This window comes from Streptomyces sp. A01 (genome assembly GCF_059026195.1).
The window spans coordinates 1-24,951 of record NZ_JBWLKN010000003.1; the positions used below are offsets into that span (position 1 = coordinate 1).

25 protein-coding genes and 1 pseudogene are annotated in these 24,951 nt (G+C 71.8%); 10 read left to right on the plus strand and 16 right to left on the minus strand.

From position 1 onward, the window contains the following. Positions 1–247: pseudogene (locus tag AC5P1B_RS04405) on the plus strand (inositol phosphorylceramide synthase); the annotation flags it as partial. 326 nt (positions 248–573) lie between these two features. Here AC5P1B_RS04405 and AC5P1B_RS04410 read toward each other — a convergent pair. The 5 genes from AC5P1B_RS04410 to AC5P1B_RS04430 form a co-directional block, all read right to left on the minus strand. Then, positions 574–2,205: an MFS transporter gene (locus AC5P1B_RS04410; RefSeq protein ID WP_493884859.1), complete on the minus strand. Its 1,632-nt coding sequence runs from the start codon at positions 2,203–2,205 to the stop codon at positions 574–576. Then, positions 2,202–2,750: a TetR/AcrR family transcriptional regulator gene (locus AC5P1B_RS04415; RefSeq protein ID WP_493884860.1), complete on the minus strand. Its 549-nt coding sequence runs from the start codon at positions 2,748–2,750 to the stop codon at positions 2,202–2,204. Before AC5P1B_RS04415 ends, AC5P1B_RS04410 begins: the two co-directional genes overlap by 4 nt. 285 nt (positions 2,751–3,035) lie before the next feature. Then, positions 3,036–4,457 carry an argininosuccinate lyase gene (gene argH, locus AC5P1B_RS04420; RefSeq protein ID WP_493884861.1) on the minus strand — a complete coding sequence of 474 codons (1,422 nt, stop codon included), beginning with the start codon at positions 4,455–4,457 and terminating at the stop codon, positions 3,036–3,038. Positions 4,458–4,605: 148 nt separating this feature from the next. Then, positions 4,606–5,799 carry an argininosuccinate synthase gene (locus AC5P1B_RS04425; protein ID WP_493884862.1) on the minus strand — a complete coding sequence of 398 codons (1,194 nt, stop codon included), beginning with the start codon at positions 5,797–5,799 and terminating at the stop codon, positions 4,606–4,608. A gap of 214 nt (positions 5,800–6,013) precedes the next feature. After that, positions 6,014–6,382, minus strand: a complete 369-nt coding sequence (locus tag AC5P1B_RS04430) for a DUF488 domain-containing protein (protein WP_493884863.1) — start codon at positions 6,380–6,382, stop codon at positions 6,014–6,016. Positions 6,383–6,429: 47 nt separating this feature from the next. Between AC5P1B_RS04430 and AC5P1B_RS04435 the strand changes: the two genes are divergently transcribed. The 6 genes from AC5P1B_RS04435 to AC5P1B_RS04460 all read left to right on the plus strand — a co-directional run bounded on the left by AC5P1B_RS04435 (position 6,430) and on the right by AC5P1B_RS04460 (position 10,900). Beyond that, a complete protein-coding gene (locus AC5P1B_RS04435; protein ID WP_493884864.1) occupies positions 6,430–7,017 on the plus strand; it encodes a pyridoxamine 5'-phosphate oxidase family protein in 588 nt (195 codons plus the stop codon). 259 nt (positions 7,018–7,276) lie between these two features. Further along, entirely contained in the window at positions 7,277–7,393 is a 117-nt protein-coding gene (locus tag AC5P1B_RS04440; RefSeq protein WP_493885405.1) for a keywimysin-related RiPP, read from the plus strand. 122 nt (positions 7,394–7,515) lie between these two features. Next, positions 7,516–8,394 carry an asparagine synthase-related protein gene (locus AC5P1B_RS04445; protein WP_493884865.1) on the plus strand — a complete coding sequence of 293 codons (879 nt, stop codon included), beginning with the start codon at positions 7,516–7,518 and terminating at the stop codon, positions 8,392–8,394. Further along, entirely contained in the window at positions 8,391–8,648 is a 258-nt protein-coding gene (locus tag AC5P1B_RS04450) for a lasso peptide biosynthesis PqqD family chaperone (protein WP_493884866.1), read from the plus strand. Before AC5P1B_RS04445 ends, AC5P1B_RS04450 begins: the two co-directional genes overlap by 4 nt. 51 nt (positions 8,649–8,699) lie before the next feature. Beyond that, complete coding sequence (locus AC5P1B_RS04455) at positions 8,700–9,110, plus strand: lasso peptide biosynthesis B2 protein (RefSeq protein ID WP_493884867.1); 411 nt, start codon at positions 8,700–8,702, stop codon at positions 9,108–9,110. Further along, positions 9,107–10,900, plus strand: coding sequence for an ABC transporter ATP-binding protein (locus tag AC5P1B_RS04460; protein ID WP_493884868.1), 1,794 nt, complete (start codon positions 9,107–9,109; stop codon positions 10,898–10,900). Before AC5P1B_RS04455 ends, AC5P1B_RS04460 begins: the two co-directional genes overlap by 4 nt. Before the next feature lie 49 nt (positions 10,901–10,949). On the opposite strand, the gene AC5P1B_RS04465 is transcribed toward AC5P1B_RS04460, so the two are convergent. Beyond that, the gene (locus tag AC5P1B_RS04465) at positions 10,950–11,654 is read right to left on the minus strand and encodes a hypothetical protein (RefSeq protein ID WP_493884869.1); all 705 of its coding nucleotides are present in this window, start codon (positions 11,652–11,654) and stop codon (positions 10,950–10,952) included. A gap of 263 nt (positions 11,655–11,917) precedes the next feature. On the opposite strand from AC5P1B_RS04465, the gene AC5P1B_RS04470 reads away from it, so the two are divergent. The 3 genes from AC5P1B_RS04470 to AC5P1B_RS04480 all read left to right on the plus strand — a co-directional run bounded on the left by AC5P1B_RS04470 (position 11,918) and on the right by AC5P1B_RS04480 (position 16,358). Beyond that, positions 11,918–12,358 carry a nuclear transport factor 2 family protein gene (locus tag AC5P1B_RS04470; RefSeq protein WP_493884870.1) on the plus strand — a complete coding sequence of 147 codons (441 nt, stop codon included), beginning with the start codon at positions 11,918–11,920 and terminating at the stop codon, positions 12,356–12,358. Positions 12,359–12,427: 69 nt separating this feature from the next. Continuing rightward, complete coding sequence (locus AC5P1B_RS04475) at positions 12,428–12,748, plus strand: nuclear transport factor 2-like protein (protein ID WP_493884871.1); 321 nt, start codon at positions 12,428–12,430, stop codon at positions 12,746–12,748. A 139-nt stretch (positions 12,749–12,887) separates the two neighbouring features. Continuing rightward, positions 12,888–16,358: an AfsR/SARP family transcriptional regulator gene (locus AC5P1B_RS04480; RefSeq protein ID WP_493884872.1), complete on the plus strand. Its 3,471-nt coding sequence runs from the start codon at positions 12,888–12,890 to the stop codon at positions 16,356–16,358. 31 nt (positions 16,359–16,389) lie between these two features. On the opposite strand, the gene AC5P1B_RS04485 is transcribed toward AC5P1B_RS04480, so the two are convergent. The 10 genes from AC5P1B_RS04485 to argJ form a co-directional block, all read right to left on the minus strand. Then, entirely contained in the window at positions 16,390–16,707 is a 318-nt protein-coding gene (locus tag AC5P1B_RS04485) for an AzlD domain-containing protein (RefSeq protein WP_493884873.1), read from the minus strand. Further along, the gene (locus AC5P1B_RS04490; RefSeq protein WP_493884874.1) at positions 16,704–17,408 is read right to left on the minus strand and encodes an AzlC family ABC transporter permease; all 705 of its coding nucleotides are present in this window, start codon (positions 17,406–17,408) and stop codon (positions 16,704–16,706) included. Before AC5P1B_RS04490 ends, AC5P1B_RS04485 begins: the two co-directional genes overlap by 4 nt. After that, the gene (locus AC5P1B_RS04495; RefSeq protein ID WP_493884875.1) at positions 17,405–18,319 is read right to left on the minus strand and encodes a branched-chain amino acid aminotransferase; all 915 of its coding nucleotides are present in this window, start codon (positions 18,317–18,319) and stop codon (positions 17,405–17,407) included. Before AC5P1B_RS04495 ends, AC5P1B_RS04490 begins: the two co-directional genes overlap by 4 nt. Then, positions 18,316–18,771, minus strand: coding sequence for a nuclear transport factor 2 family protein (locus AC5P1B_RS04500; protein ID WP_493884876.1), 456 nt, complete (start codon positions 18,769–18,771; stop codon positions 18,316–18,318). Before AC5P1B_RS04500 ends, AC5P1B_RS04495 begins: the two co-directional genes overlap by 4 nt. After that, entirely contained in the window at positions 18,768–20,027 is a 1,260-nt protein-coding gene (locus AC5P1B_RS04505) for a DUF6421 family protein (RefSeq protein ID WP_493884877.1), read from the minus strand. The genes AC5P1B_RS04500 and AC5P1B_RS04505 overlap by 4 nt, the downstream gene beginning before the upstream one ends. Then, positions 20,027–20,593 carry a type 2 periplasmic-binding domain-containing protein gene (locus AC5P1B_RS04510; protein ID WP_493884878.1) on the minus strand — a complete coding sequence of 189 codons (567 nt, stop codon included), beginning with the start codon at positions 20,591–20,593 and terminating at the stop codon, positions 20,027–20,029. The genes AC5P1B_RS04505 and AC5P1B_RS04510 overlap by 1 nt, the downstream gene beginning before the upstream one ends. A 253-nt stretch (positions 20,594–20,846) precedes the next feature. Beyond that, positions 20,847–21,401 carry an arginine repressor gene (locus AC5P1B_RS04515; RefSeq protein ID WP_493884879.1) on the minus strand — a complete coding sequence of 185 codons (555 nt, stop codon included), beginning with the start codon at positions 21,399–21,401 and terminating at the stop codon, positions 20,847–20,849. A 7-nt stretch (positions 21,402–21,408) separates the two neighbouring features. Next, on the minus strand, positions 21,409–22,629 hold the full coding sequence (locus tag AC5P1B_RS04520; protein WP_493885407.1) for an acetylornithine transaminase: 1,221 nt from the start codon (positions 22,627–22,629) through the stop codon (positions 21,409–21,411). A 29-nt stretch (positions 22,630–22,658) separates the two neighbouring features. Continuing rightward, positions 22,659–23,681, minus strand: a complete 1,023-nt coding sequence (gene argB / locus AC5P1B_RS04525; RefSeq protein WP_493884880.1) for an acetylglutamate kinase — start codon at positions 23,679–23,681, stop codon at positions 22,659–22,661. Next, positions 23,678–24,832, minus strand: a complete 1,155-nt coding sequence (gene argJ / locus AC5P1B_RS04530) for a bifunctional glutamate N-acetyltransferase/amino-acid acetyltransferase ArgJ (protein ID WP_493884881.1) — start codon at positions 24,830–24,832, stop codon at positions 23,678–23,680. Before argJ ends, argB begins: the two co-directional genes overlap by 4 nt. Positions 24,833–24,951 lie beyond the last annotated feature (119 nt).

Sequence of the window (24,951 nt, forward strand, 5' to 3'; positions counted from 1 at the left end):
CGGCTGGGACCGGCAAGGAATCCTGCTGGTCACCTACGGCGCAACGGTCTTCGCCGCGCTCTTGGTGTCGTATCGCTATCTGCCGATGGAGATGGCCGAACATCCGTGGGTGTTCGGACCGGTTCTTATTCTGGCGATGGCCTCGATGATCCACAGTTACGTGCGGATCACCAATCTGTGGGAATCGAAGGCCGCACCAGCGCGGCAACCAGAACCGCAACCCGAACCGCAACCCGAACTGGTGTGAGCGACGTCACTGCGAGAGATCAGCCGCCGAGGGAGGGCACCACAGTCCCGTGATCCTCAACAGACGATGGTCTGTTGAGGATCATCCAGGGCAGTCCTGTCACCGGCACCGGGTTGTCTCGCGATCAGCTCCGTTCGCGATCAGCTCCGTTCGCGCCCAGTTCCGTTCGAAGCGGTGCGAGTGGCCGATGACGAAGAAACCGCGGCGCTCGTACCAGTGTCGTGGCCAGTCCGTCGCGTCAGCGGTCAGGGACCGGGCACCGAGGCCCCCCTTGACCCGGCGCCTTGACGCGCCGTACGGGACAGGCCGGGAGGCGCGGCTCGGTGTCACTTCTTCCGGGAGCTGTCCGAGGCGGTCGGGGAGTTGGGGCCCGGATCGGCCTCCACGGCGGCCTGTTCCTCCGGGACGTCGGCCGGGCTCTCCTCCAGGCGCTGGCCGCGCAGCAGGAACCACGCGGTGACCGCCGTCGCCAGCAGGACCGCCGCGCCCATCGCGGCCGCGATCCGCAGCCCTTCCACGAACGCGTCCTGCGCCGAGGTCAGCAGTTCCTTGCCCTGCCCGGCCCGCAGCCCGTCCGCGGCTTCGACCGCGCCGCCCAGCGACTCATGCGCTTCGGCGGCCGCCCCCTCCGGGGTCCCGGCCGGAGTGTCGAAGCCCCGGTAGACGCCGGTGACGATGGAGCCGAGCAGCGCGATACCCAGGGCGGCGCCCAGTTCGTAGGCGGTCTCCGAAACCGCCGAGGCGGCCCCGGCCTGATGCTGGGGCACGCTGGAGAGGATCACGTCGGCGGTGACGGTGAAGGAGAAGCCCGCGCCGATGCCGACGATCAGCAGCACCGCACCCAGCAGCGGGTAGCCGGTATCCGTTTCGATCCAGCCCAGGGCCGCCGTCGCCAGGCCGATCGCGCCCAGGCCGCCCGCGACGACGAGCCGGACCGAGAACCGGCGGGCCGCCACCCCCGCGAGCAACCCGGCCGTGACCGCTCCGACGGCCGCCGGCAACTCGGCGAGCCCGGCTTCGAGCGGCCCCCTGCCCTGGACCAGTTGCAGATACTGCGACAGGAAGAAGACCAGGCCGGACAGCCCGAGGATGGTCAGCAGGTCGGCGAGGACCGCACCGGAGAAGCCCCGGTTGTGAAAGAGGCGCATGTCGAGCAGCGGCGCGGGAAGGGTGAGCTGGCGCCGTACGAACCAGGCCAGCGCCAGCAAGCCGAATATCCCGGCGGCGGCGATGTCCCAGCGCATGCCGTGCACCGCCGCTTCCTTGACGGCGTAGACGGCGCCGACCATGCCGACGAGCGAGAGTCCGACGCTGGGCATGTCCCAGGGTCCCGGCGAGGGGTCGCGCGACTCGGGAAGCAGCCGGATGCCGACGATGACGAGCACGGCCATCACGGGCAGGTTGATCAGGAACACCGACCCCCACCAGAAGTGCTCCAGCAGAAACCCACCGACGACGGGTCCGACCGCCGCGCCCGCTGACGCCGCCGCGCCCCAGATGCCGACGGCGAGGCTGCGCTCCTTGGGGTCGTGGAAGATGTTGCGGATCAGCGCGAGGGTGGCGGGCATCAGCGTCGCGCCCGCGACGCCGAGCAGCGCCCGCGCCACGATCATCATCTCCGGGCTGGTCGCGTACGCGTTGAGCACCGAGACGGCGCCGAACGCGACCGAGCCCGTCAGGAGCAGCTTCTTACGGCCGATCCGGTCACCCAGGCTGCCCATGGACACCAGCAGGCCCGCGATGACGAACGAGTAGATGTCGCCGATCCACAGCAGCTGCGTGCCCGAGGGGCGCAGGTCCTCGCTCAGGAACGGGGTCGCGAGGCCGAGCACGGTGGCGTCCACGGCGACCAGCAGCACGGCGAGTACGAGAACGGCGAGGGCCAGCCAGCGGCCGAGCCCGGTCTGGCCGACCGCGGTCTTCGCACTCGCGCCCGGCCTCGTGATCTGACTGCTCATTTCTCCATGCTCCGTCGTATGCCGCCGAGCAGCAGCTCGGCGATCATGTGCTCCATGTCCTTGGCGGCGATCCGCCCGTCCTGCACAGCCCACGCGGCCGCGCCGACCAGCCCGTACAGCGCCTCGGTCAGCCACCCGGCGGTCAGGTCGATCCGGAACTCGCCCCGCTCCTGTCCCCGCCGGAAGAGCCCGGCGACACGCTCGTCGAGGCGGGCCCAGCCCGCGTTCACCTCTCCCTCGAAGAGCTGGTTCTCGGTGGTGAGGAAGGCGAGCAGGGCCGCTTCCGGCTTGATGTGGGTGATCAGCCTGCGCAACGCGTCCGACGCGCTGCCGTCGTCGATCGCGGCGGCCTCCATCGCCACCTCGAACCGCGCGATGCCGAGCTCTTCCAGCGCCCTGATGAGCGCGTCCCGCCCCGCGAAGTGGCGGTGCAGCGTCGCACGACTGATGCCAGCGGCCTTGGCGATCTCGTCCATGGAGGCGGTCGCCTGGCGCGTGAGCAGTGATGCCGCCGCCCGCAGCACCTGGCCTCTGTCCACAGTCATGAGACGAGGCTACGTCATTTGAGACACCAACGTCTCACGGCACTCAAGTGCCCCCACCACAAAAACCGCCGGGCGGACCAACAAGGCCCGCCCGGCGATCAACCCCGAAGCCTTCCAGCACTTGAGGACCCCGAGCCCAAATCAAGCCCGTCCGGCGCTTGAGGACACAACCAGCCCACCCGACGCTTGAGGGCGAAGCCGAGCCCGCAAAACCAAGCCCGTCCGGCGTTGAGGACAAAGCTTCAAGACAAGAGCGGCCACAGGCCGCCCACGCCCGACCCGGCGTCAGCGCCCGGCCCACCCCCGCTGCACCAGCAAATCCGCCTTGACCTCCGCAAGCTGCACGGCGACAGCCGACGGCGCGGTGCCACCCCGCCCGCTGCGCGAGGCGAGCGCGCCCGGCACGTTCAGCACGGCACGGACATCCGGCGTCAGATGCGGCGAGATCGCGGCGAACTGCTCGTCCGTGAGCTGGTCGAGCTCGATGCCCTGGCCCTCGCACACCTTCACGCACTCCCCCGCGACCTCGTGCGCGACGCGGAACGGCACACCCTGCCGCACCAGCCACTCGGCGATGTCGGTGGCCAGCGAGAACCCGGCCGGGGCCAGCTCCTCCATCCGCTCGCGGTGGATGGTCAGCGTGGCCATCATCCCGGTGAAGGCGGGCAGGAGGATCTCCAGCTGGTCGCAGGAGTCGAAGACCGGCTCCTTGTCCTCCTGGAGGTCCCGGTTGTACGCCAGCGGCAGCGCCTTCAGCGTCGCCAGCAGGCCCGTCAGGTTGCCGATCAGCCGCCCCGACTTGCCGCGCGCCAGCTCGGCGATGTCCGGGTTCTTCTTCTGCGGCATGATCGAGGAGCCGGTGGAGAACGCGTCGTGCAGGGTGACGAAGGAGAACTCCTTCGTGTTCCAGATGATCACCTCTTCGGCGATCCGGGACAGGTCGACGCCGATCATCGCGGTGATGAAGGCGAACTCGGCGACGAAGTCGCGGGACGCCGTGCCGTCGATGGAGTTGCCCGACGAACCACCTTCGAAACCGAGGTCGGCGGCGACCGCCTCCGGATCGAGTCCGAGCGAGGACCCGGCCAGCGCGCCCGAGCCGTACGGCGACACGGCCGTGCGCTCGTCCCACTGCCGCAGCCGCTCCGCGTCCCGGCCAAGTGCCTGCACGTGCGCGAGGACGTGGTATGCGAAGAGGACCGGCTGCGCGTGCTGAAGGTGCGTACGGCCCGGCATGGCGACGTCCGGATGCGCTTCGGCCAGTCCGACCAGCGCCTCCTGGAGGTCGGTGACCAGTCCGCCGATGATCCTGGCGTGGTCGCGCAGGTACATCCGGAAGAGGGTGGCCACCTGGTCGTTACGGGAGCGTCCGGCGCGCAGCTTGCCGCCGAGGTCGGGGCCGAGCCGCTCCAGCAGTCCGCGCTCCAGGGCGGTGTGCACGTCCTCGTCGGCGACGGTTCCCACGAAGGCGCCGGAGGCCACGTCGCCTTCGAGCTGGTCGAGCCCGGCGAGCATCCGGGTCAGCTCGTCCTCGGTGAGGAGCCCGGCCTTGTGCAGTACGCGTGCGTGCGCGCGCGAGCCCGCGATGTCGTACGGGGCCAGCCGCCAGTCGAAGTGGACGGACGCCGAGAGGGCCGCCAGGGCCTCGGCCGGGCCGTCGGCGAACCGGCCGCCCCACAGCCGGACGTCACCGCTGTTGCTGCTCAACTGATGCTCCTCGGAGGTGCTCGGGGTGGTGATGTGCGGCCGCCTCCCCACCTGGGAGGGTGAGGAGGCGGCGGCTGGAACGCGAGCGTATGACACGAACCAGTGGACCAGTGGACGCGCGGGTCAGCGGGCAGCCGACCGCGCGGTCTCAGCCCAGGTCGCGCTTCGCGGCGATCTTCGACGACATACCGAAGAGCTCGATGAAGCCCTTCGACAGCGACTGGTCGAAGGTGTCGCCACTGTCGTACGTCGCCAGGTTGAAGTCGTACAGCGACTTCTCGGACCGCCGGCCGGTGACGACCGCCCGGCCGCCGTGCAGGGTCATCCGGATCTCGCCGGTCACGTGCTGGTTGGCCTCGGCGATGAACCCGTCGAGGGCCCGCTTCAGCGGCGAGAACCACAGGCCGTCGTAGACCAGCTCGCTCCACCGCTGCTCGACCTGCCGCTTGTAGCGGGCCAGCTCACGCTCGACGGTGACGTTCTCCAGCTCCTGGTGCGCGGTGATCAGCGCGATGGCGCCGGGCGCCTCGTAGATCTCCCGCGACTTGATGCCCACGAGGCGGTCCTCGACCATGTCGATCCGGCCGATGCCCTGCGCCCCGGCCCGCTCGTTGAGCTGCTGGATCGCCTGGAGCACCGTGACCGGGCGGCCGTCGATGGCCACCGGCACGCCCTCGCGGAAGGTGATCAGGACCTCGTCGGCCTCACGCGGGGTGGCCGGGTTCGAGGTGTAGTCGTAGACGTCCTCGACCGGCGCGTTCCAGATGTCCTCAAGGAACCCGGTCTCCACGGCCCGCCCGAAGACGTTCTGGTCGATGGAGTACGGGGACTTCTTGGTGGTCGCGATCGGGAGGTTCTTCTCCTCGCAGAACGCGATGGCCTTGTCCCGGGTCATGGCGTAGTCCCGGACCGGGGCGATGCACGTCAGGTCGGGGGCGAGGGAGGAGATGCCCGCTTCGAACCGCACCTGGTCGTTGCCCTTGCCGGTGCAGCCGTGGGCCACCGTGGTCGCGCCGTGCTTCCTGGCGGCGGCCACCAGGTGCTTGACGATCGTCGGCCGGGACAGCGCCGAGACCAGCGGGTACCGGTCCATGTAGAGCGCGTTGGCCTGGATGGCCGGCAGGCAGTACTCGTTCGCGAACTCGTCCTTCGCGTCGGCCACCTCCGCCTCCACCGCACCGCAGGCGAGCGCGCGCTTACGGATGACGTCCAGGTCCTCGCCACCCTGGCCGACATCCACGGCGACGGCGATGACCTCGGCGCCCGTCTCCTCGGCGATCCAGCCGATGCAGACGGAGGTGTCCAGGCCGCCGGAGTAGGCGAGTACGACGCGCTCGGTCACGGGTTTCTCCTTACGATGCATACGCTGATGGGTATAAGTATGCAGCCCTCCGTATGTTTCGTCAACGCGATGCGTGCGGGGCGTGTCTTCGCAGGTCAGGGGTGTGTCACAGCCGGATGGAGCGGCCACCCGCCCGCGGGATGTCCACGTCAGCCATACCGCTACCGGCCATACCGCTGTGAGAGGCGACCCGGCGGCCGCCCACCCAGCGCGTTCACCCGTTCCCGCGCACCGCCTCCGCCAGTACCCCCGCGTGCGCGTGCGTGAGGTCCTTCGTCGCCGTCAGGAGGGTGAGCGGGCCCGCTTCGGCCCGTTCACGGAGTTCGTTCACCGCGCGCCGGCCGGTCCCCTCGGCCAGTTCCGCGCGGTAGCGGTCCGCGAAGTCGGCGAAGCGGGCCGGGTCGTGTCCGTACCACGTGCGCAGCTCCGTCGACGGGGCGGCGGCCTTGCACCAGTCGTCCAGTGCGGCGTCGGCCTTCGCCAGGCCGCGTGGCCACAGGCGGTCCACGAGCACCCGCGCGCCGTCGTCCGGCTCCGGCGCGTCGTACACCCGCCGCACGCGTACCCCGGGTCGCTTCACCATGCTCGCCTCCAGTCGTCTACCAGGGCCTACGCCCCATAATGCGGGGCATGGGAAAGACCTACGAGCGCATAGAGGGACGGCTGCGCACCTTCATCGAGAGTCAGAAGATCTTCTTCACCGCGACCGCGCCGCTCGCCGGAGACGGCACGGTCAACCTCTCCCCCAAGGGCGTGGCCGGGTCCTTCGCGGTACTGGACGACCTCACCGTCGCCTATCTGGACTTCGCGGGAAGCAACGCGGAGACCGTCGCCCATCTGCGGGAGAACGGCCGGATCACGCTGATGTGGTGCGCCTTCGAGGGGCCGCCCACCATCGTGCGGGTGCATGGGCGGGCTGAGCCCGTCTTCCGCGACGATCCGCGCTGGAACGATCTGCTGCGGCACTTCCCCGGCGTGGACCCGACGCCGCACGGCCTGCGGGCCATCATCGTCGTCAGCGCCGAACTGATCCGGGACACCTGCGGCTACGCGGTCCCGTTCATGGACTACAAGGAAGACCGCTCCTTGCACGCCGACCGCTTCCGCCGCGAGGACGACGCCTCGCTCGGCGCGTACTTCGAGAAGAAGGAACACGTCGGCACGAGCCTCGACGGCTTGCCCGGTCTTCCGCTGCCGCTTCCTCCGACGCCTTCCTGAACACCGCGGGCGGTACCCGCGGGGTGTTCTTCCGCCCTGTGACGGAAGAACACCAGCGGGCTATGCTGGAAACCGGTCATGGCTCACGGAATGGCCGACGACAGCCGGTAGTTGAGCGGTCGAATATCGCCGTGCCGACGCTGACAATCCATAGCATCACGCGGGTCAGGTGACCGTTCATCCAGCGGATCGAGCGACACCGCATTCCGTTGGAGAGCCGTGACGGCGCTCGACTCCAAGGAATGGAGGTGAAACCGCAATACGCACCTATGAACGCCCGACCCTGACCGCGGTCGGCTCCTTCAAGATGGTGACCGGGCTGCTCAAGCGGACCGGCACGCCGGATATTCTCAGGCGTCACCGTCTGATTGGCTGATCGCCGAGTGCCAGGGAGCATTCCGAAGAACCTGGTGGTGGGCGCATGGTCACCCGCCACCAGGGCGCGCGGGAAGGGCGGTGGGCAGCATTGGCGCCGCACGACCTCAGGCTCATTCCCTCATGGTTCGTGGTTCTTCCGGACGCGCTTCCACACGCCTTCATCTGACCGGGTTCGGCGGGGACGAGCTGCTGTGCGGGGCGCCCTCCCATCTGCGGGCCCTGCTGGCCACCCATCCCGCGGCCGCCCTGCGCCAGCTGCGCGGGCTCGCCGCCAAGTACCGGTGGTCCTACGGGCAGTTGCTCCAGCGGCTCAGGGACGGCCGTTCGTACCGCCGCTGGCTGCTCAGGGTGTCCGATGAGCTGACCCGGCCCCCGCCCGAGCAGGACGGGCCCCTGATTGGCTGGGGGCCGCCGCCGCGGCTGCCGCCGTGGGTCACGCCTGACGCGGCCGACGCCGTACGGGAGCTGATCCGCGCCGAGGCGCCCGGCGCCGAGCCGCTGGCCGCGCGCCAGGGGCCGCACGGCGACCTGGTGGGAATCCAGGACGCGGCGAGCCCGGTGCGCCAGATCGACTGGCTCGCCGCCCGCGCCGGGGTCTCGCTCGCCGCGCCCTACTGCGACGACCGGGTGCTGGAGGCGTGTCTGGCCGTACGGCCCGAGGAGAAGTACACCGCGTGGCAGTACAAGCCGCTGCTCCTGGCCGCGATGCGCGGTGTCGTCCCGGACGGGCTGCTGACCCGGCAGACCAAGTCCGGGGGCCTGTGCGACCTCGACGTCGCGCTCCGCGCCAACCGGGCGGACCTCCTCACCATGGGGGACGAGTCGCGGCTCGCGCGGCTCGGCCTGATCGACGCCGCCGCGCTGCGCGAACTGTGCACCCGGCCGCTCCAGACGGCCTCCGGCGACCTGCACGGCGCGCTCTACCAGACCGTGGCCTGCGAGGTGTGGCTGCGGTCACCGCACCGGGCGGCCACCCCGACGACGGGAACGACACCATGACTCTCACCCTGCGCCGCGGCGTGTCCTGCGCCGACACCGACTCCGGAGTCGCGCTGCTCGACGAGGACAACGGCATGTACTGGAACCTCAACCCCACTGGGGCGCACGTGCTGCGCACGCTGCTCGCGGGCGGCACACTTGAGCAGGCCGCTGAGGAGCTGACCGGGGGCTTCGACGTGGACGTGGAGATCGCCCGGCAGGACGTCAGAGCGCTGGTGCTGGCGCTTGAGGAGTCGGGCCTGGTCGAGCCGTAGCGCTCCGCGCGCGGCGGGCCGTCCGGCACCGCCTCCCGAAAGGAGCGCAGCGTGAGTGAAGTCATCTCCTACGACCCACGCTCCGTGCCTCTGGCGAGGCGTGCCCTCACCCACCTCGTCATCGCCTTCGCGCGCGTGCTCGCCGGTCAGCCCCCACGCCGTATCCGCGCGGTGCTCAGCCGGCTCAGCCAGGGCGCCCGTCCGGCCGGTCACGCCGAGACCAGGGCCGCACGGGACGCCGTCACCACGGTCGGCCTCGCCTGTACCGGCCCCGAGGGCTGTCTGCCCAGATCGCTGGCGACGGCGATGCTGTGCCGGGTACGGGGCCAGTGGCCGACCTGGTGCGTCGGGGTGCGGCGACTGCCGCCGTTCGGCGCGCACGCCTGGGTGGAGGCGGAGGGCCGTGCGGTCGGCGAGGAGCACCCACCCGACTACTTCCAGCCGTTCTTCACCGTGCCATGAAGACCGTGACCCCGCGCGGGACTCCTGGCGGGCAGCGGTCGGCGCCCCGCGAGGTGCTGCGCGTACTGCGCGGGCACTGGCGCTGGATCTGGGCCGCCGTGGCGCTGACGCTGTCCGGCTCCGCCCTGGGGCTGGCACAGCCGCTCCTGGTGCGGAAGGTGATCGAATCCGCTGGCGCCGACCGGGGGTTCGGCGGCGCCGTCGGTGTGCTGATCGCCCTCTTCGTCGCCCAGGCCGTGGTGACCGCGGTGGCCGGATACGTGCTGGTCCGGACCGGCGAAGGCGTGGTGCTCGGCATCCGCCTCGGCCTCATCGACCATCTGCTGCGGCTGCCGATGAGGACGTACGACCGGCACCGGATCGGCGATCTGATCTCCCGTACGAGCGCGGACAGCACCGCGCTGCGCCTGCTGATCGCCCAGGGCTTCACCGACGCGGTCAGCGGAAGCATCGGCCTGGTCGGTGTCATCGGCCTGGTCGGTGTCATCGCCCTGATGGTGTGGCTCGACTGGGTGCTGTTCCTCATCGTGCTGGCCCTGCTCGTGGTGGGCGCGCTGACCGTCGCCTCGGTGCTGGGCCGGATCGCCCGGGCGTCACTGCACGCCCAGCAGGCCACCGGCGCCATGACGGCGGACCTGGAGCGGGCGCTCGGCGCGATCCGCACCGTACGCGCCAGCCGCGCCGAGCGGCGGGAGTCCGACCGCATCGCGCGGCAGGCCAGGTCCGCGTACACCGCGAGCGTACGGATGGGAAAGCTGGACGCGGTGATCTCCCCGGCGATCGAACTGACCCCGCACGGCTCGTTCCTGGTGGTCCTGCTGGTCGGTGGCGTACGGGTCGCCGCCGGTGGCTCCGTCGCCGACCTGGCGGCGTTCCTTCTCTCCATGCTGTACCTGGTGGGGCCGGTCGGCGCGGTGTTCCAGGCGGTGGGCACCATGCAGCAGGGCATGGGCGCGCTGCGGCGCATCAACGAGATTCTCGACCTGCCCCGCGAGCCGGATGTGGCGCGCCCCGTCACCAGGGCACGCGGGCCGGAGTGCGACACGGCTCCCGTGCTGGAATTCCAGCACGTCTGGTTCGGCTACGACCCGCGACGGCCGGTCCTGCGGGGCGTCTCCTTCCAGGTGCCGCGACGCGGCCAGGTGGCGCTGATCGGCAGCTCAGGCGTCGGGAAGTCGACCGTCTTCGCCCTCGCCGAACGCTTCTACGACCCGGACAGCGGCACCGTCCGCTTTGCGGGCGATGACCTGCGCGACCTCGACCGCGGCGAACACCGGGCGAAGATCGGCCTCGTGGAGCAGCACGCCCCGGTGCTGCACGGCACGCTGCGGGAGAACCTGCTGTACGCCGCCCCGGACGCCGACGGGGACGAGGTCGAGCGGGTCATCGGGCTGGCTCATCTGTCGGAGTTGGTCGCCGGGCTGCCGCGCGGACTGGACACGGAGACCGGGGAGCACGGCATGGCCCTGTCCGGCGGCGCGCGCCAGCGCGTCGCGATCGCCCGGTCGCTGCTCACCCGTCCCAGCCTGCTGCTGCTCGACGAGCCGACGGCCCACCTGGACGCGGTCAACGAGGCGGCGCTGCGCCATACGACGCGGCAGATCTCGGCCCAGTGCGCGCTCCTGGTCATCGCCCACCGGCTGTCGACCATCCGCACCGCCGACCTGATCATCGTGCTCGACGGCGGCGTGGTCGTCGCCACCGGCACCCACGGCGAACTCCTGGACACCAGCGACCACTACCGCCTTCTGACCCGCGCCCAGCAGCCCGGAGCCGCGTTCCCGGCGTAGGCGCGCACCCCCGGGCCGTGCTCGGGGGTGCGGCCACCCGCGGGAGCCGTCAGCCGCCCCACGCCCGGCGCAGCGCGCTGATCTCCTCCGGGCTGCTCTCGCGGGCGATGAACGGGATGTCCAGCAGATGCCGCGTCCGGTTCTCGCCCATGCGGTCCCGTACGACGGAGGCGTCGGCGAGGACCTGGCCGTACAGCGCGGCGCCGTCCATGCAGAAGACGTCCACCAGCGTGATCCGGCCGTCGATCGCACGCCGGACGTTGCCCGCGTTCAGGTCGATGCCGTCCCACCAGGGCATGTTCGCGCGGTACTCCAGGTCGACGCGGCGCGCGGCCTCGCGCACCTCGGCGAGGTCGGCGTCGGCACCGTCCCGCGGCGACCACTCCTCCCACCGGCGCTTGAGGTCCGCGGCTTCGGCCTGTTCCACGGGGGCCAGGAACTCCATGACCGTCAGCGTGCCGCCGCCGTCCAGCGCCTCGGCGAGTTCCACGCGCGGCAGATACGGATTGCCCTCGCAGCGGCGGCACAGGTCGAGGAACGCCGCGTACGCCGGGTCGAACGGGCAGACCCGGGCCGCGAACAGGCCCTGGGGGGCGCGCAGACCCACCGCCCAGTCGCCGACGCCGCAAGGGACCCAGCCCAGTTGGACCAGGTGCGCCGTCGCCTCGCGGTGGGTTCCCCCGCTCCACGGGTGACCGGCGAGCGGGGCGAGGTCCGCGCCGGACAGCGCCTGGTGATGATCAGAGCTCAGCATCCCAGCAGCGTAGGAAGGACGGGCCCGTTCGGACAGCGCTTTTCTGCGGCGGCGAGCACTCTGGGGGACGAGTCCGCATCCGCTCTCCTGTGCCCGGACTGGTGATCGCGTGCTACGCGCGCGTCCGCTGCTGGGGCCGCCCGGCGGGTGGGCCGCCATGTCGCGGACCCGGTTGGCTGAAGTTGCCGGATGGTGTCGCGGTACGGGGGGAAGAGTGCCAGCCTTGGGGACGCTGACACGCGCGCGCATAAGGAGCCGACGAGATGTCCACTGAAAGCACCCGCGCCATCATCGACGCCTATCTGGCCAAGACCCGAGCCCGTGATCTGGAAGGCGCCGTGGCGATGTTCGCCGAGGACGTCGACTGGGACGCGCCCGCCTCGGGTGCCGCTCCCTGGTCCGGCCGCCGGTCGTCGCGCGCCGAGGTCGCCGAGTTCTTCAGCCTGCTCCACGAACACCTCACGACGGAGGAGTTCACCGTCACCCACATCGTGGTCGAGGGCGACAACGGGGTGATCATCGGTCACCTCAGGGACACTGTGAAGGCGACCGGCGCGACGCTGACCACGCATTTCGCCGCTCATGTCACCGTCGCCGACGGACTCATCGCGGGCTACCGCCTCTTCGAGGACACCCATGCCCTGGCCAAGGCCCTCGCCGGGCCCGCCCAGCCGTCCGGTGAAGCGGCCGCCGCCTCACGCTGACGGGCGCGGCCGCCCTCCCCTCGTGGATCGCTACGACCAGCAGCAAGGATCACCAGGAAGGCCAGCCCGATGAGCCTCAACGACAAACTGTCCCGTCCGGCGGTGCGCGCCTTCGTCGCGGCGGTCAACGCCCGTGACCGCGAGGCCCTGTGGGCCACGCTGACGCCCGACGCGACCATGGCCGACGACGGTACGGAGCGGGACCTCGCCGCGTGGACCGAGCGGGAGATCTTCACCTCGCACGCCAGCATGGACGTCGACTGGGAGTCCGAGGACGGACTCTCGTTGACCGCCCGCTACCACAACGACATCTGGGGCGATCTCTCCACAGCATGGACGTTCACCCTCACCGACGGGAAAATCAGCCGGTACGAAGCAGGGCCGGGCTGACCGGCCGGGCGGCCCGCACCGGTCACCCGGGTAACGGCCTGACCGGCGTTCCCGGCGACGGCGTCAGCGGCGTCCCCGGGGGCGTCCCTGGCGCCGTCCGCGACGGCGGACTTGGCCACGGCATGACGAGAGGAGCCGGGTGAGCCACCCTCCGGGGGGAGCAGTGGACGCGGCGGGGGGCAAGAACGTACGGCTGCGGCTACTCGGCCCGGTGGGCGTCGAGGTCGACGGCCGCGCGGTCAGCCTCGGGCCTCAGCAGTGTGCGCTGCTGACGCTGCTCGCCCTCGCGGGCGGGCGCGCGGTCAGCACTTCCCGGCTCGTCGACGCGATGTGGGAGGGCGGTGCCCCACAGGGCGCCGTCACCACCCTGCGGACGCACATCCTCCACCTGCGCCGCATCCTGGAGCCGGGCCGCCGGGCCCGGGACGGCTTCGAGGTCCTGGTCAGCTCGGGCGGCCGCAGCAACACGAACTACGCGCTGCTGCTGGACGAGCGGCAGGTCGACGCCATGTCGTTCCTCCGGCTCACGCGGGAGGCACGCAGCGCCCTCGGCGAAGGCGACCCGCGTACCGCTGTCGCACGCTGGGAGGCGGCCCTCGCACTGTGGTCGGGACCGGCTCTCGACGGCGTGAGCGACCGCGGGTTCGCGCTCGCCGAGGCGGAGCGGCTGACGGAGATGCGGCTGGTCGCCAGGGAGGACCGGGTCGACGCGCTGCTGCGGCTGGGCCGCGACGAGGAGGTGATCGGCGAACTCGGCCAGCTGGTCGAGGAGCACCCGCTGCGCGAGCGGCTGCGCTCGCAGCTCATCCTCGCCCTGTACCGGACGGGGCGGCAGGCGGAGGCGCTGGCCGCCTACCGGGACATCCGCCGGGTCCTCGACGAGGAGTTGGGCATCCAGCCTGGACGGGCTCTCCAGCAGCTCCACCAGGCGGTCCTCACCGCGGACCCCGCACTGGAGCCCGAGCCGCGCCCCGGCCCCAGCACAGGGACCAGCACCGGTACCGGCACCGGCACCGGCACCGAACCCGAGCCTGCTGCGGGATCTGTTCCCGGCTCTGCTCCCGGCTCCGGCGGCGAGCCCGGCCCCGCGCCCGAACCGTCGTCCGCCGTGCCCCAGCCCGTCCCCCGCCAGCTCCCGCCCGACGTGGGCAGCTTCACCGGGCGCGCCGCCTATCTGCGGGAGCTGGACGCCCAGTTGGCCGGGCGGGCGCAGGCCGCCGACCGGACTCTGGTGATCTCCTCGCTCTCCGGGATGGCCGGGGTCGGCAAGACGTCACTGGCCGTGCACTGGATGCACCGGGTGGCGGACCGGTTTCCCGACGGGCAGCTGTACGTGAGCCTGCGCGGCTACTCCCCCGATTCCCCCATGACCGCCGACGAGGCGCTGGGCCAGCTGCTGCGCGCCCTGGGGGTGCCGTTGAGCCATCTGCCGGAGAAGGCGGACGAGAAGGCCACGCTGTACCGGTCGCTGCTCGCCGACAAGCGCATGCTGGTGCTGCTGGACAACGCCGCCGCGCTCGAACAGGTCCGGCCGCTGCTGCCCGGCTCCCCCGCCTGCTTCGTCGTGGTCACCAGCCGCAACGACCTGCGCGGCCTCACCGCCTTCCACGACGCCCACCACATCGACCTGGGCGCCTTCCAGGAAGAGGAGTCCCTGGCGCTGCTCGCCCGCGTCATCGGTGAGGAGCGGGTGCGCGAGGAGCCGGAAGCCGCCGCCGAGGTGACCCGGCTGTGCGGTCATCTCCCGTTGGCGGTACGCATCGTCGCGGCGAACCTGCTGGGCAGCCGGGGGCGCGGGGTCGCCGACGTGGCCGGTGACCTGCGCGACGGCGACCGGCTGGCCGAGCTGTCCACCGAGGAACCGTGGGAGACGGCGGTGCGCGCCCCGTTCAGCCTGTCCTACCTGGCGCTCCCCGAAGCCGAACAGCGGTTCTTCCGCCTTCTCGGGCTGATGCCCGGCGCCGAGTTCTCCACCCGCGCCGCGGCCGTGCTCGCCGGCGTGCCCACCGCCGAAGCCGCGAAGGCGCTGGACCGCCTGGCGTCCAGGAGCCTGCTGGAGACCTACCGGCCAGGCCGCTTCCACCTCCACGAGCTGCTGCGGCTGTACGCCGGGGAGCGGGCCCGGCAGGACGGCGGCCCCGAGGACAACGCGGCCGCGGCGAGGCGCCTGTTCACCTGGTACCTGGCCACCGCCGACCGCGCGGCGCAGCGCCTGTACGGGACGTTCTACTCGTGGTTCGCCGAGCCCTCCCCCGACCCCGACGACCCGCTGGCCGCGCCGCTGGCCTTCGCGGGCGAGAGCGACGCCCTGGCCTGGCTGGACACCGAGCGGGTCAACCTGCTGGCGTGCGTCGAGCACACCGCCGAGCACGGCCCGTACGTCATCGCCTGGCAGCTCTCCCTCGTCCTGCACGGCCATCTGATGGCCCACGGCCGGCGCGCGGACTGGCTGGGCGCCGCACGCGCCGGGCTGCGCGCCGCCGACGCCGACGAGGACGGCTACGGGCGGGCGTCCATGCACTGGAGCCTGGGCTACGTGTACTGGGAGCTGGCCCAGCACGACGCGGCGATCCGGCACAGCGCGGAGGCCGAGACCTTGTACGAGCAGGCGGGGCTGCCCGCCGAGAAGGGCGGCGCGCTGCTCGGCCTGGCCGCGGCCCACCGGGAGAAGGGGCAGCTCGCCGCCGCCCGGGAGTACGCGCTGCGGGCGCTGGAGGTCTACCGCGCCGTGGGCGAACCGGCCGGTGAGATCTGGGCGCTGGCCCTGCTCGGCTTCGGCTGCCTGGACCAGGGGCGGTTCGACGAGGCGCACACGCACTTCACGGAGGCGTACGACCTCGGGCAGCGGTCCACGGACCCGCACGCCGCGATCCTGCCGCTGTGGGGGCTGGGCGCCACCCTGCACGGGCTGGGCCGGTTCGACGAGGCCGGGCAGCATCTCCAGAGCGGTCTCACGGACGACGCCCGACTGTCGGCCACGTACGCGGGGGAAGGCGTGCTGTGCTGCCTGGCCCTGGTGTGCCGGGACACCGGCGATCCCCGCATGGCCATCAAGCACGCGTCGGACGCCCTGAGCAGCACGCACCGCACCCACCGCCGCCTCGTCGAGCCCGACGCCCTCAACGCCCTGGCCACGACCCTGCTCAGCGTGGACGACGTCGCCGGGGCGCTGGACCGGCACCACCGCGCGCTGCGCCTGGCCACCGAGGCCGACTGCCGCAGAGCGAGCGTCGCCGCGCGCACCGGGCTGGCCGCCGGTTACCGGCTCAGGGGCGCCTACCGGGAGGCACTGTCGCACGCGCGGACCGCCCTGACCCTGGCGCGGGAGGCGGGTTTCCGCGTCGCCGAAGGCGAGGCCATGGCCGAACTGGCCCGCGTACGGCTGGCGCTCGGCCATCACGACAAGGCGAAGGAGGCCGTGGAACACTCCCTGGTCATCCACCGCGAGACCGGCTACCGGCTCGGCCTTGCCCGCGCCCTGGAGACCGCCGGGGGGATACACCAGGCGAAGAACACCCGTACGGCGCTGCGGTACTGGCGCGAGGCCGCCGAACTCTACGAGGCGATGGACCTCCCCCTGCCCGGCGGGGTGCGCGCGGAGTCCAGCTGAGCCACCCCGGTGGACAGCGGGGGCGGTGAGGTCAGACCAGGGCGCGGGCGGCGGCCGTGGCGACCGCGGCGACGAGGACGACCAGCGGCACCGGGGCCTTGAGCCGCCAGGCGACGAGCGCTGCCGCGAACCCGGCGAGACGGGCGTCGAACGTCATGCCGTCGGCGTCGGCCGACCCCACCAGCTGGGTGATGACCAGGACGGCGAGGAGCGCCGGAGTCAGGTACTCCACGAAGCGCGGGAACCAGCCGGGGAGCTCCCGGTCGCCCATGACCAGCGATCCGGCCCCCTTGAGGAGGAAGGTGGTGGCCACGAGGGCGCCGACGACGAGCCAGGTCGTGTGGTTCATCGGGCTCTCCAGGTCCACAGGACGGCGACGAGGCAGGCGACGGCGATGGCGCTGTCGGGTGCGCCGAGGCCGGTGAGCAGCAGGGCGCTCGCGGCGGCGGCGAGGGCCGCTGTCCGGCGGCGGGGGGTGCCGAGGTGCGGGGCGAGGAGCAGGAAGAAGAGCACCGGGGAGACGGCGTCGAGGCCGTAGCGGAGGATGTCGACCGCTTTGATGGGGCCTACTGCGCCGACGAGGGTGCCGGCGACCCAGCCGAGCCAGAGGACGACACCGGAGGACAGCAGGCGGGTGCGGTCGAAGCGGCCGTCGGCGTCGCTGGCGATGGCCCACGACTCCTCGATGACGAGCTGCGACTCGACCGCGCGGCGGGCGCGTCCACCGCGCAGGGCGGGGAGGATGGCGAATCCCATGACGAGGTAGCGCAGATTGAGCAGGGTCCCGGCGACGGCGGCCGCCGCCCAGCCGCCGCCGTTGACGAGGACGGAGACGGCGGCGAACTGGGACGAGCCGACGAAGACGAGCCCTGACATCGTGCCCGCGGCGAGGGCGGAGAACTCGGCTCCCTTGGCGAGCACCCCGAAGGAGATGCCGAAAGCGAAGATCGCCACGGTGAACGGCAGCGCCGCCTTCGCTCCTGCGGTGTACGCGGCGCGCCGTCCCTCCTCGGGGGTCTGGGAGTGCGGAGCGGGTTCGGCGCCGCTCACGCGTCCGCACCCCGCGCGTCCGGCGTGTGCGCCGTGACCGCCCGCCGGTAGTCCTTCATGAGCGCCGTGGTGATCTCGCCGACGGCGAACTCCCTGTCGTCGACGGCCCTGACCGGCTGCACCTCGTACGCCGTGCCGGTGAGGAAGACCTCGCCGGCGTCCATGAGGGCGGCCGGTGCGAGGTGCCGTTCCACGACGCGGATGCCGAGACGGCGGGCGGCGGCGATGACCGTGCGGCGGGTGATGCCGTCGAGGAAGCAGTCGGGCACCGGCGTGTGGAGTGCGTCGCCGATCACGAGGAAGAGGTTGGCCCCGGTGGCTTCGGCGAGGCGGCCGCGGTAGTCGAGCAGCAGCGCGTCGTCGTAGCCCGCCGACTCGGCGGCCTGCCGGGCGAGGGCGCCGATGCCGTAGAGCGCGGCGCCCTTGGCGTGCACCGGCGCGGTGTCGGGGGCGGGGCGGCGCCACCGGGAGGTGGCGAGGCTGATGCCCCGCCCGCGCGCCTCGGGGGCGAAGACATGCGGCCAGGGCCAGGCCGCGATGGCGACATGGGCGCGGGCGCCACGGGGTGAGACGCTCATCGTCTCGGTGCCGCACCAGGCCACGGGGCGTACGTAGCCGTCGAGGATGTCCATGGCCCTGACGGCGTCGCGGGTGGCGGCGTCCAGCTCGTCGGCGCTCCAGGGCAGGGTGAAGCCGACCGCGCGGGCCGAGGTGATCAGCCGCTCGCTGTGCTCGTGGAGCTTGAAGACGGCTCCGCCGTAGGCCCGTTCGCCCTCGAAGACGCTGCTGGCGTAGTGCAGGCCGTGGCTGAGGACGTGCAGCCGCGCCTCGCGCCAGGGGACGAACTCGCCGTCGAGCCAGATGACGCCCGCACGGTCGTCGAAGGGCCGGTCCGGGGAGCCGTCGGTCACGTCGCGAACCCCCGCTCGGCGTACGGGTAGCCCTCCAGCTCGTTGGCCGCGGTGGTCTCGTCGCGGCGGGCGGCGTAGTAGATGCGGACCTCGTCGATGAGTCCTGCGTCGTTGAAGCGGTAGACCTCCGCACCGCGCAGCACGGTGCCGAGTCCCGGCTTGACGCCGGTCCACTCGCAGACGGCCGTGCGGGTCTGCTCGTCGGCGTAGACGGCGTCGACCACCCAGTAGGAGGAGTTGGCCCGCACGTCGGCTCCCCAGCGCTCCACGACCGGGTCGATGCCGTGGATCGGCCCGTGCATTCCGTTGGCGAGGTAGTGCACGACGTCCTCGGCGAGGACTTGCGCGAACAACGCGCGGTCCACCTTGTTGCACGCCTGGAAGTACAGGCGCACCGCCGCCTCCAGGCGGTCCCTCGTCATGCCGCCCTGTTGCCGTTCGGATGAGTTCACATCTCTCCCGGTGCGAAGTCGAGCGCGGGCAGGGACGCGAGGTGTTCTCGCGCCCGGAGCAGCACGCGCTGGTCGTCGGTGAAACGGTAGCGGTCGCCTTCCTCACCCACCGGCAGGAAACGCCTGACGAACGCGGTGGCGGCGGACCGGTATTCCGCGGGAGTCGTCACCTGGCTTTCCATCTCCTCGATGGCGGCGACCAGTTCCCGTAACGCGGTCAGAAGGAGCGGGCGGCTCAGAGACAGGCGTTCGCCGTCCGTGGTCAGGGCACCGCATTCACGGAGCCAGGAGTAGAGAAAGACACCGGTTCCGGCGTCGAAGTTGCGGACGGCGTCGTCGGCCAGCGGATAGCGGAACATCCGTTCCAGGACGATCATGTCGATCTGTTCGTCGGCGTAGGGAATGCCGCCCCCGGCACAGGCGAGTGCCGTCTGCGCGTCCACCTTGATTTCCTCCAGGAGACCCACGAACCAGTTCATCTTGAGCTTGATGTGCCGGTCCAGGGGCCAGGCCCCTTGGTGGTGGAAGTAGTCGTGCAGATATCCCCAGAGCGCGCGGGCCTGGTAACAGGTGCCGGGGCTCAGCCCGCTGGAGGCACGCGGGACGGAGCCGGGGGTGAGCACGGCCTCGGCGGACGGCAGCGCGAACGTCTCATGGATCTTGCGGAACTTGCTGAAGGTGAAGATGGCGTACGCCTGCGAGGTGACCTTGTCGTGGGTGGCCACGTTCTCCGGGAAGAAGACGATGCAGTTGCCCCGGGCGAACCCCTCGCTGCCCGCCAGCAGCACGGTCGCCTGGCAGTTGTTCTTGGGGTGCGGATACCGCGCCGCCACCTCGCCGAGCGCGCGCGGCTCCTTGCGCCGTACGAGGAAGAACTCCATGCGCTTGCCCACCGGCGGGGCGCTGTTCGTCGTCCGGACCGGCGCCAGGAACGCCGCCCATTCGCCGTCGGCGGGCGCGATGAGCGCGTCCCTGGAGTACGCGAAGTCCGGCGGGGCGTCGAGCCCGGCGGACAGCCAGCCCTCGGCGTCCGCCACCAGGGCGTCGGCCTGGTGGGCCCGCCCATGGCGCAGGTACCAGCCCGTCGCCTCCGTGATCAGGGCGCGCAGATCCGCGCTGTCCTGGTCGCCGGGGTCGGCGACGGTGCCGTCACCGCGCTGCCGCGACCGGAAGGCGTTGACCCGCTTCAGCAGCGTACGCGTCAGGATGTCCGCCGCCGCGAGCATGCCGTCGGGGTCCGCGCCCGGCCCGCTCATCACACGGCCTCCAGCACGTGGTGCACGGTGAAGACCATGGGCACGGACCCGAAGTTGCGCACGACGCGCAGACCGTGCGCCGCCGCCGCCACGACGGTGGTGACGCACGCGTCGGTCTCGCCGTTCGCGCAGTCGATGGCCGCCTGGGCGTTGCTCAGGGCGGGGCGCTGTTCGCAGTACGGCGGGACGAGGCTGGCCGGGGCGGGGTGGGTGGCCACGGTACGCGGTTTCTCGGGGGCGTCGGCCGTCGTGGCGAGCACCATGTCATAGGTGGGCGCCAGAAAGCTGTCGACCATGCGGCAGGTCTGGAGATTGCCGAACACCAGCGTATGCAGATGCGGATAGACGGCGCAGGCGACGAGCGCGTGTTCGCCGTCGCGCGGGGCGAGGTCCATCGCGGATTCCAGCGACGCGTGCAGTTCGACAATTCCGGTATCCGCACGTCCACGGCGGCGCAGCCACAGCCACGCCGCTGCCTCCAGATTGGTGCCCGGTGGTCCGAGCGTGTGCAGGTGACGAATTCGGTCGACCCTGGACTGTTCCGCGGACGCCGCGTCTTCCGGCATATCTCCCCCAAAGGCCCCGCACGGGTGCCGGGCACACATACGGGTTCGGTGACTGGGAAATGTGGGTGCGAGGAATCGGTGCGAAGAGAAGCGGTTCGAAGCGCGCGCGAAATCGCCGGCTGAAACGCTTATCCAGTTGGGGCGCGGCCCACGCTACCGTGGCGTCCTGGAGGTGTCGAGAGTGACCAACTGGTCCGCGCCACCCGCCCGTTAGGCCCGGTGACCGGGGGCGGGCGGCGCTTCGGTGTGCCGCTCAGCGGGCCCGCTGGGCCAGCCGCATCAGATGGTCGGCGAGGGCCTGGCCGCCGTTCGGTTCGCGGCTGATCAGCAGCAGCGTGTCGTCTCCGGCGATGGTGCCGATGATGTCGTGCACCTCGGCCGTGTCGATGGCGGAGGCGAGGAACTGGGCGGCACCCGGCGGGGTCCGCAGGACCACGAGGTTGGCGGACGCCTCCGCCGAGATCAGCAGCTCACCCGCCAGGCGGCCCATCCTTCCCTCGCTCGCCGACTCGCCGAGCGGAGCGCGGGGCTTGCGGTCGCCGCCCTCGCTCGGCACGGCGTAGATCAGCTCACCGCCGGTGTTGCGGATCTTCACCGCGCCCAGCTCGTCCAGGTCGCGCGACAGCGTCGCCTGGGTGACGGACAGGCCGTCGTCGGCGAGCAGCTTGGCGAGCTGGCTCTGGGAGCGGACCGGCTGCCGGTTGAGGATGTCCACGATCCGGCGGTGGCGGGCAGTGCGGGTCTGCGGCACGGCCGGCCCCGCGTGCTGCTCCGCGGCGAGTGCTTCGTTCTCCTGCGCCTCGGTCATGGTGGTGTCAGTCTCCGGATCGTTGTTCCCCGTCGGGCGGCGTCGCCCCGTGTGGCGCGGGTACGCGGTCGAGGACGGCGGGCAGCGCCTGGAGGAACGTGTCGATCTCGGCGTCGGTGACGACGAGCGGCGGAGCGAGCCGGATGACATCCGGCGCGACCGCGTTCACCAGGAAACCCGCGTCCTGAGCCGCCCGCTGAACCCGCGGCGCGAGCGGCTCGTGCAGCACGATACCCAGCAAGAGCCCCGCGCCACGGACCTGGGCGACCAGCGGGTGCCGCAGCGACTCGACTCCGGCCCGCAGCCGCTCCCCGCCGCGCTTGACGCGGTCGAGGATTCCCTCGGACTGGATGGTGTCCAAAACGGCGAGCGCGGCGGCGCACGCGACCGGGTTGCCGCCGAAGGTCGAACCGTGCTGACCGGGCGTCAGCAGGTCGGCGGCCGCGCCGAAGGCGACGGTCGCGCCGATCGGCAGCCCGGCGCCGAGGCCCTTGGCGAGGGTGACGACATCCGGCTCGACGCCCTGGGCCTGGCATTCGAACCAGTGGCCGGTGCGGCCGATGCCGGTCTGGATCTCGTCGAGGACGAGGAGGGTTCCGGTGGCCTGGGTGATCTCGCGTGCGGCGGCCAGGTATCCGGCGGGCGGCACGATGACCCCGCTCTCCCCCTGCACCGGCTCGATGATCACCAGCGCGGTGTCGGTGGTGACGGCGGCGCGCAGCGCCTCGGCGTCCCCGTACGGGACGTGGGTGACGTCGCCGGGCAGCGGCAGGAAGGGCTCCTGCTTCGCGGGCTGGCCGGTGAGGGCGAGGGCGCCCATGGTGCGGCCGTGGAATCCGCCGGTGGTGGCCACCATGTGCGGCCGGCCGGTCCGCCGACCGATCTTGAACGCCGCCTCGACCGCTTCGGCGCCCGAGTTGCCGAAGTACACCCGCCCGGGCCGGCCGAACAGCTGGAGCAGCCGCTCAGCGAGCGCCACCGGGGGCTCGGCCACGAAGAGGTTGGAGACATGGCCGAGGGTGGCGATCTGGTCGGAGACGGCACGGACGACGGCCGGGTGGGCGTGGCCGAGCGAGTTGACCGCGATGCCGCCGACGAAGTCCAGGTACACCGTGCCGTCGGCATCCCACACCTGGGTGCCCGCGCCGTGCACGAGCGGGAGGCGCGGGGTGCCGTAGTTGTCCATCAGCGCGTCCTGCCAGCGCTGGGTGAGCGCGGTATTCGTCATGCCGTCCCCCTCGTGGTCGTGAGCGCTGCTCATGCCGCCCCCTTCGCGGGCTGACCGGGCGTGTCGGGCGTGTCGGGCGTGTCGGGTACGACCATGGTGCCGATGCCCTCGTCGGTGAAGATCTCCAGCAGGATGGAGTGCGGTACGCGGCCGTCGATGACGCGCGCGGTGGTGACGCCGTTGCGTACGGCGTGCAGGCAGCCCTCCATCTTGGGCACCATGCCGCTGGCCAGCTCGGGCAGCAGGGTCTCCAGCTCGGTCGCGGTGAGCTGGCTGATCACCTCGTCGCTGTCCGGCCAGTCCGCGTACAGGCCCTCGACGTCGGTGAGGACCATCAGCGTCTCGGCGCCCAGCGCGGCGGCGAGCGCGGCGGCCGCGGTGTCGGCGTTGACGTTGAAGACGTCCCCGCCCGCGTCGAGGGCGTCACCGCTGCGCGCGATGGACGAGACCACCGGGATGCGGCCGTCGTCCAGCAGGGCCTGTATGGCGCCCGCGTCGACGTGGGTGATGTCGCCGACCCGGCCGAGGTCGACGGACTCGCCGTCGATGGTGGCGTAGCGCTTGGTGGCGGTCATGGTGTGGGCGTCCTCGCCGGTCATGCCGACGGCGAGCGGGCCGTGCTGGTTGAGCAGCCCGACCAGTTCGCGCTGCACCTGCCCGGCGAGGACCATCCGGACGACGTCCATGGCCTCCGGGGTGGTGACCCGCAGGCCCGCCCTGAACTCGGACGTGAGGCCGAGGCGGTCCAGCTGCGCGCTGATCTGCGGGCCGCCGCCGTGCACGACGACGGGGCGCAGACCGGCGTGCCGCAGGAAGACGACATCCTGCGCGAAGGCGGCCTTCAGGTCGTCGTCGACCATCGCGTTGCCGCCGAACTTGATGACGACGGTCTTGCCGTGGTGCCGCGTCAGCCAGGGCAGCGCCTCGATGAGCGTGCGGGCCTTGGGAAGGGCGGTGTGCTTACGGGGCGCCGCCGGGATGGGCTGGACGGGAGAAGTGGGCGCGGGCTTGGCAGGAGCCGTCGGCGTGGAGGAGGAAGCGGTCTGGGTCATGAGGAGTACGCGCTGTTCTCGTGGACGTAGTCGGCGGTGAGGTCGTTGGCCCAGATGACGGCGGACTCCTGACCGGCGGCGAGGTCGGCGGTGATGCGGACCTCGCGGTAGCGCATGTCGACCAGGTCGCGGTCCTCGCCGACCGAGCCGTTCTTGCACACCCACACGTCGTTGATGGCGACGTTCAGCTCGTCGGGTTCGAAGACGGCCGAGGTGGTGCCGATCGCTGACAGCACCCGGCCCCAGTTCGGGTCCTCGCCGTGGATGGCGCACTTGAGGAGGTTGTTACGGGCGATGGAGCGGCCGACCTCGACCGCGTCGTCCTCGCTGGCGGCGCCGACCACCTCGATACGGATGTCCTTCGAGGCGCCCTCGGCGTCGCCGATCAGCTGCCGCGCCAGGTCGTCGCAGACACCGCGGACGGCCTCGGCGAACGCGTCGTGCTCCGGCGTCACCGCGGCGGCGCCGGAGGCGAGCAGCAGCACGGTGTCGTTGGTGGACATGCAGCCGTCGGAGTCCACACGGTCGAAGGTGGTGCGGGTGGCGGAGCGCAGCGCCTTGTCCAGGGCCGGGGCGTCGACGTCGGCGTCGGTGGTGAGGACGACGAGCATGGTGGCGAGACCGGGGGCGAGCATGCCCGCGCCCTTGGCCATGCCGCCGACGGTCCAGCCGTCGGGGCTCGTGACGACGGCGGTCTTGTGCACGGAGTCGGTGGTCTTGATGGCGATGGCGGCCTTCTCCCCGCCGTGCTCGCTCAGGGCGGCCGCCGCCGTCTCCACGCCGGGCAGCAGCTTGTCCATGGGCAGCCGCAGGCCGATCAGCCCGGTGGAGGCCACCGCGACCTCCCCGGCGCTGTGCCCCAGCACCTCGGCGGCCTTCTCCGCGGTCGCGTGGGTGTCCTGGAAGCCGAGCGGCCCCGTACAGGCGTTGGCTCCACCGGAGTTGAGGACGACGGCGGAGACCTGCCCGCCCGCGAGGACGCGCTCGGACCACAGCACGGGGGCGGCCTTGACGCGGTTGGAGGTGAAGACACCGGCGGCGGCCAGGCGCGGCCCGTTGTTGACCACGAGGGCCAGGTCCGGGTTGCCGTTCTCCTTGATCCCGGCGGCGATGCCCGCCGCCGTGAATCCCTGTGCTGCCGTGACACTCACTGTGCTTCTCCGTTCACTTCCGTGACCACGCTGTCTGCGCTGTCTGCGCTGTGGGATGGGGGCGGTGGTGCGGGGCTCGCGCCCGGTCGCGGCACGCGCGCGGCGGGCGGATGGCGTAC